This is a genomic window from Protofrankia coriariae, assembly GCF_001017755.1.
GTDB classification, from domain to species: Bacteria; Actinomycetota; Actinomycetes; order Frankiales; family Frankiaceae; genus Protofrankia; species Protofrankia coriariae.
This window is the reverse complement of the sequence record NZ_JWIO01000013.1, coordinates 4,931-11,151: the sequence shown is the minus strand read 5'-3', so window position 1 is coordinate 11,151 and position 6,221 is coordinate 4,931. Positions and strand designations below refer to the sequence as shown.

The 6,221-nt window shown below is 70.5% G+C and carries 6 protein-coding genes; 3 read left to right on the top strand and 3 right to left on the bottom strand.

Annotated features, from left to right (window positions below; translation table 11 throughout):
• Positions 1 to 26: 26 nt before the first annotated feature.
• On the bottom strand, positions 27 to 830 hold the full coding sequence (locus FrCorBMG51_RS09585; RefSeq protein ID WP_086055359.1) for a pirin family protein: 804 nt from the start codon (positions 828 to 830) through the stop codon (positions 27 to 29).
• A gap of 365 nt (positions 831 to 1,195) precedes the next feature.
• On the opposite strand from FrCorBMG51_RS09585, the gene FrCorBMG51_RS09580 reads away from it, so the two are divergent.
• Complete coding sequence (locus tag FrCorBMG51_RS09580) at positions 1,196 to 2,050, top strand: hypothetical protein (protein ID WP_047222738.1); 855 nt, start codon at positions 1,196 to 1,198, stop codon at positions 2,048 to 2,050.
• 482 nt (positions 2,051 to 2,532) lie between these two features.
• Here the strand turns inward: FrCorBMG51_RS09580 and FrCorBMG51_RS33690 are convergent, their stop codons facing one another.
• Positions 2,533 to 2,736 carry a DUF5999 family protein gene (locus FrCorBMG51_RS33690; protein ID WP_043603574.1) on the bottom strand — a complete coding sequence of 68 codons (204 nt, stop codon included), beginning with the start codon at positions 2,734 to 2,736 and terminating at the stop codon, positions 2,533 to 2,535.
• A gap of 724 nt (positions 2,737 to 3,460) precedes the next feature.
• Here FrCorBMG51_RS33690 and FrCorBMG51_RS09570 point away from each other — a divergent pair.
• On the top strand, positions 3,461 to 5,014 hold the full coding sequence (locus tag FrCorBMG51_RS09570) for a hypothetical protein (protein WP_052914512.1): 1,554 nt from the start codon (positions 3,461 to 3,463) through the stop codon (positions 5,012 to 5,014).
• Positions 5,015 to 5,026: 12 nt separating this feature from the next.
• Here the strand turns inward: FrCorBMG51_RS09570 and FrCorBMG51_RS09565 are convergent, their stop codons facing one another.
• Positions 5,027 to 5,446 carry a CoA-binding protein gene (locus FrCorBMG51_RS09565; RefSeq protein ID WP_175648372.1) on the bottom strand — a complete coding sequence of 140 codons (420 nt, stop codon included), beginning with the start codon at positions 5,444 to 5,446 and terminating at the stop codon, positions 5,027 to 5,029.
• 333 nt (positions 5,447 to 5,779) lie between these two features.
• Between FrCorBMG51_RS09565 and FrCorBMG51_RS09560 the strand changes: the two genes are divergently transcribed.
• Positions 5,780 to 6,106: a cytotoxic translational repressor of toxin-antitoxin stability system gene (locus FrCorBMG51_RS09560; protein ID WP_083731075.1), complete on the top strand. Its 327-nt coding sequence runs from the start codon at positions 5,780 to 5,782 to the stop codon at positions 6,104 to 6,106.
• Positions 6,107 to 6,221: the final 115 nt, after the last annotated feature.

The following is a 6,221-nucleotide window of genomic DNA, read 5'->3' as shown; positions in this document are numbered from 1 at the left end:
GCCGGTCGGGCCGGCCAGCCGGTCGGTCAGCGTCCCAGTGCGGCGTGCATCTCCCATACCAGGATCTCTGCCGGTCCGGCCTCGGCGGTCACGGCAAGCCCGTCACAGCCCCTGATCCGGGCCGCGTCCCCGGTATCGAGTTCGCCCGCGCTCTCCAGCGTGACCGCGCCGCGCGCGACGAACAGGTGCGCCCACGGCGCGGACGGCAGGTGCACCCGGCCGGCGGCGGGCAGGCGCGCCGCGTGCAGGACCGCCTTGCGCTGCTGGATGTCGATGGCGGCGTTCGAGCCCTCCCCGCCGGCGATCGTCACCAGCTCACCGGTGGCGAGGGCGTCCGTCACGTCCCGCTGGGCATAACTGGGCGTGATCCCGGTGTGGTCGGGGGTCACCCACATCTGGATGAAGTGGACGGTGCCCGGATCGCCGGGGACGGGACTGGCGCCCGGGGCATCGGCTGTCCACGGATCATCGGTGGCGCCCACCGCGTTCATCTCCGCGTGCAGGATCCCCGTACCGGCGCTCATACGCTGAGCGACCCCGGGCCGGATGGTGCCATGGGTCCCGGTGGAATCGGTGTGCAGGAGCTCACCCTCCAGCACCCATGTCACGATCTCCATGTCCCGGTGTGAATGGGTGGCGAAGCCGCCACCGGGAGCGACATGGTCGTCGTTACTGACCAGCAGCAGGCCGAAATGGGTGTTGGCCGGATCATAGTGGCGACCGAACGCGAACGAGTGGCGGGAGTCCAGCCAGTCATTCCGGGTCACCGCCCGACCGTCCGCGCGTCTGACGGCAATCCCCGCCCCCCGCAACGCCGAGATATCGGTCACAGTCACTCGCGCCCCTTTCCTGTCGCTGGCCCGCGTCCTCCGGCTACCATCGTTGCGGCTACTATCGGTGCGCCAGTTGCCGTAGGGTTCATCCGACGTACATGCTGCCGAGACCATGGTCCAACCTATTCGCCCCGACGGCTATGATCCCAGTCGGACGTCCAGGAAGAACGGGGCCTTTGGCCGACCAGTGGCCAACTGGCCCCCAGGCGCGACCAGAGGGCCTCGTGAGGAGGCGATGTGACGGCTGCCGACAGCCGGACGCGACAGCAGATGCCAGAGCCGCCACGGACAGAAATACTACTCGGCGTCATCGCCGGAATACGAAAACGTGACATGGCCTGTACGAAGCTGGGGAAACCGGCATGATTCTGCGTTTCCGTAGGATCGACAGACTGGAGAATCATCCCAATCTCCGTGGGATCCTCGCGATTCTTGCCCAACTCGTGCACACCAGTGACGCCGAACTCAACCAGCTTGCCTCGGCCTGGCGCAACACGCCACAACTCGCCACCGCACGGGACAAGGCACTCTCACCGGACGCGCCGCTGGTCATCGAGGTCCTCGCCGCGTTCGACGCCCTGTCGGCCATCTACGCCGACGACCTCGCCGGCATCGACGACTACGTGACGGTCGACCCGAACGTCACCGCGACCGCGCTCAAGGCGGTCCGGGACGCGATCGCGGCCGCCTACGCCAAGCCGGTTCTCACCCGGTCGGAGTACGCGGCGCTGCTGCGGCCCTGGCGCACTGTCTACCCCCGCAGCCGCGGGCACGAACCAGATCTCGGCCCATTCGGATCCGAGGTCAAGCGGGTGCTTGCCGCGCTGCCGGCGCTGTCACGGCGCTGTCACGATGCCGACAGCCTGCGAACCTACGACCGCCTGCTGGTCGCCGCGTTCACCCGGGACGAGAGCGCCCACCAGGACGCCATGCAGATCGCGTTCAACAGCGCCGTGCGCACGGGACGCCGCCGGGTGTGGACGCTGGTACGCCGCAGCGCCGCCGAGGGCTTCTGGCGGCTGTGCCCGTCCTGCCACACGACGATCGACTCCGTGGACGTCGGCACCGACCAGCGGGTCATGGAACTCTGCGCGGACCTCGCGTGCGCCCTGCTCGTCCAGGACATCCTCGACCCCGACACCGTCGCGAGCCTGACCGCGCCGCTGCACACGCTGGTCCCGCTCCAGGAACGCTACGACACCAACCGCTACCGCTAGGCCGCCAGGCCGTGGCCGGCCGCCCGACGCACGCGCGCGGACGCGCGGTCACACTGGCGGCGCCCGGACGAGCGACCTTCTACCGGAGGTGGCTCGGCCACGGTCAGATGGCTGTCGATCGGCGCGGTCGGAGGGACCGGCGGGATCCAGGCCGACGCACACGTCAGGGCCATCCCGCACGTCAGGACCGTCCCGCGCGCTCTCCAGCCTGACGGCGTGCCGGCCCCGGCCGCCGAGCGGGCGGAAAACCCGCGCGCATACCCGTCCGGCCGGACAGCCCCGGCGGCGCCCGTCAGCCACGCGTAAAGATGCCATTACGCACTGCTCAGCCGGACAGGTCCGCTCAGGACTTTTCGGAAGCGGCCCCTTCGAGAGCGGCCCTGCCGGGGCCGCCGTATACCCGGATACCCGCCCGGACAGTCATCCGCGCATACCCTTTGATCGAATGATTGTCACGGGCCGGTTCGGGCCGGGCGGCCGCCTCACACCGTCCGGACGCGTGGTGTGGGCACGGCCATCGGTTGCCGCGTGGCAACCGCACCGCTGCCGACCATGCTCCTCGGCATCGGAGGCACCCGCCGCGGTTCGATGATGCCCCCCGTCGGCAGAATCTCCCCCGTGTCGTCAAAAAGGATCACACCATTACACAGCAGACTCCAGCCCTGATCGCAGTGCCGGTTCGTCACCCGCGCAGCGTCCCGGTCGGGACTGTTGGCGGACGGGCACGGTGGCTGGTGAGGACAACCCCCCCGGCCGGTTTGACGTACCTGTGGACTCGCCGACGTCGTTGTCGATGGATCTCCAGAAACCGGTGTTCCTCGCACAGTCACAGAAGATTACGCCTCCGCGTAACGGACGTCACATCGGCCTGCGCTCTCAGGGTGTCGGTAGTAGGACGACAGGGACAGCGGCATACGACCCGGCCGCCGCGGCCCGGCGCGTCGCGCCTTGTGTCTCCATTCGCTCGCCTTGCGTCTCGATTTGCGACAGCCGCTGCCTCGTGTCAGCGGTCCGGAAGCACCTGGTGACAGATACCGGATATGACGATGCCAACCGGATGCCGGTCGGATGTCGGTCGGATGTCGACCGGATACTGTCCGGATGTCGACCGATAGCCGGAAAATCCCTTCGGTACGTTTTCTCGGGACCCTTTACGGAGGTGTGACCGGTCGCCCTGCCGGCGACCCGCGCATAACGTGATCAGGAGGCCCCGGTGGATCGGGACCGACGCCGGCCGCGGACGCCCCGGCCGCACCTGCCCCGGCCCGATCCCCCACGGCCGGGGCGGGCACAGCCGGGCTCCGCCCGTCGGGCGGCGGCCCGCGNNNGGCCCGCGGACGCCCCTCGGCCGCCGTCATCGTTCCGATCACGATCGTCGTCATCCCGGCTGTCGTCCTGCGAGCCCTGGCCATGATCGCCTATCGGCCGGCGCTGGAGTTCTCCGGGGACTCCATGGCCTACCTGCGGCTCGCCCGGCCCCTGGTGCCCGATCCGGTCCGACCGGCGGGCTACCCCCTGCTGCTGCGCGCACTGTCCGTGACGCACCAGCTGTGGGTGGTACCGGCCGTCCAGCACCTCACGGGCGTCCTGCTCGGCATCCTTCTCTACGCGCTGCTGGTGCACCGCGGGCTGACTCCCCGAGTGTCGGCGCTGGCGGCGACGCCGGTGCTGCTGGACGCCTACCAGGTGAACATCGAGCACTTCGTCATGGCGGAGACGCTGTTCGAGGCGCTGCTCGTCGCGGCCGTCGCAGCCCTGTTGTGGGCACCGAAACCGTCCGTGGCGGCCTGTGGACTCGCCGGGGGCTGCCTGGCCCTGGCGTCGCTGGTCCGCACGGTGGGAGTCGTCCTGGGGCTGCTGGCGCTGGCCTGGGTGCTGCTGCGACGGCTCGGCTGGTCACGTTCGGTCGTCTTCGGTGGCGCGCTGGCCGCACCGCTGGTGGGGTACGCCGTCTGGTTCCATTCCATCCACGGCGCCTACGCCCTGACCGGGGGTGACACGTACTGGCTGTACGGCCGGGTGGCGCCCATCGCCGACTGCGCACAACTGGATCTCAGCCCGGACGCCCGTCTGTTCTGCTCGCCGCATCCGCCGGCGCAGCGGCCCGGGCCGAACTACTACGTGTGGAACCACGCCAGCCCCCGGTTCACCGTCGATCTCCCCGCGGACCGGAAGGAGGCCGCGTTGGCCGAGTTCGCCCACGAGGTCATCCTGTGCCAACCGGTGGACTACACGCGGATGGTGACCGGTGAGGTGGCCCATTTCTTCACGCCCGGCCGGTGGGTGGGGGCCCGCGACTGGCACGTCGGTAGTTGGCAGTTCCCCGCCGAGGCGGTGCCGGCCTACTGGAACATCAGCGCGCCGTTGATCACCTTCGACGGTACCCAGGTCGCCCGGCAGGTCGACCCCGGGCCGGCCGCGCTCCTGCGGGCCTACCAGCGCTACGTTTTCACCCCGGGGCCGGCGCTGGCCGTCATGGTGGCGCTCGGTGTTGCCGGCTTTCTGCCCACGGGCGGGCGCGCCAGTCGCGGGCGGGCCGGCGGCACCAGCTCCGACAGCGACACTGGCACCGAGAATGACACTGGCACCGAGCGTGACACCAGCGCTGACAACGGTGCCGACACCGGCGGCGGCACTGGTGCTGGCAGCGACACTGGCGCTGGCAGCGAGGTCGGGCGGTTGCGCGCGGACTGCGCGTTGCTGGTGACGGCGGGGATGGCGCTGTTGGTGGTCCCGTCCGCCACGGTGTGTTTCGACTACCGCTACCTGTTACCGACGCTGGTGCTGCTCCCGCCGGCCGCGGCGCTGGGCTGGCAGCGGATCTCCCGTTTCTCGTCCGGCCGCCGGCCCGGGCTGCCCCGGCAGCCGCAGCGCCGGCGACACCGGAGGGCCACACACTCCACTCACCGCGTAGGCGCTCGGGTACGTAGGGCGCACGGGGAGCGCGGGAGGCGCGGCTGGTGACCGGGGCTGTGGTCAGGATGCCCAGACGGCCAGGCGGGGCGCCTCCATGGCGGGGCAGGTGTCCATGACGACGGGCACTCCGGCCCGCTCCGCCCGCCGGGCGGCGGCGTCGTCACGGACACCGAGTTGCATCCAGATCCCCCCGGCGCGGATGGCGATCGCGTCGTCGACCACCGGGCCGACCAGCTCCGAGCGGACGAAGAGGTCCACCACATCCACCGGGAACGGGATCTCCGCCAGCGAGGCGTACCCCTGCTCACCCGCGACCACGGGCGCGGACGGGTGGACCGGAACGGTCCGTTTGCCATTCGCGCGCAGATAGCCCGCGATGGAGTAGGCGACCCGGGAGGTGTTCTGCGACAGCCCCACTATCGCCCACACCTTCGTGTCGGCCAGCATCCGTCGGATGATCTCGTCGGTTCCGTAGCGCACGCCCAGCACCAACCCGTGACACCGGCACGGTCATTCCACGTCCGCCGGGGCCGCCGGACATTTCGTGAGCGGGCGGGGCCAGCGGTCACGCCGGCGCCGGGCCGTGTACGGCGCGTGCCCGAGTGGCGGCTGGGCGTCGAGTGACATGGGTAATCTTGGCGTCATGTCCGTCACCGCCGGGCCCGGCGCGCTGTCACGGGCTGCCGCGCCGTCACAGATCCCGTCACGGGTTGTGGAGACGGACGGGGCAGCCCTGCCCCTTTCTCCCGCCCGGTCGGAAACTCCGGCGGCCGGTGGCGGAGACTTCTACGATCACCATGTGAAGAACCGGACATGCGCGCCGGCCCCGTGCTCGCCGCGCCCACGGACGAACGGCGTGGCGGCATGAGCCCCCGCCATGAGGTGACCGTCGCGGCATCGGCCGAGCGCGACCTGCAGCGGCTGCCCGACCGGACCGCCGGCGAGATCCGCCGGTTCCTGGGCGGCCCGCTGCGCAACGATCCGCGCCGGGCGGGCACACCCCTGTCGGAGTCGCGTTCGACGATGTGGGAGGCGACCGGCCCGTCCTGGCGGATTCTTTACCAGGTGGACGCGAACACGCTGTCCGTCCGGGTGATGGTGGTCGCGCACCGTCGTCATCCGACCAGTCGTGCCTCGTAGCGGCACGGGGACCTGAGCCCGCCGAACCTTCCGGATCGGCTTCCGGGCCCGGCGGGAACCACGAGCGCGGAAAAGCATGATCGCATCGCCTTCGGTCCGCCGGCGGCCGTCGCCC

Excerpts from the sequence above, each read along its gene's own strand:
- FrCorBMG51_RS09580 (WP_047222738.1), top strand. The coding sequence starts at position 1,196 with ATGATTCTGCGTTTCCGTAGGATCGACAGACTGGAGAATCATCCCAAT.
- FrCorBMG51_RS09570 (WP_052914512.1), top strand. The coding sequence starts at position 3,461 with ATGATCGCCTATCGGCCGGCGCTGGAGTTCTCCGGGGACTCCATGGCC.
- FrCorBMG51_RS09560 (WP_083731075.1), top strand. The coding sequence starts at position 5,780 with ATGCGCGCCGGCCCCGTGCTCGCCGCGCCCACGGACGAACGGCGTGGC.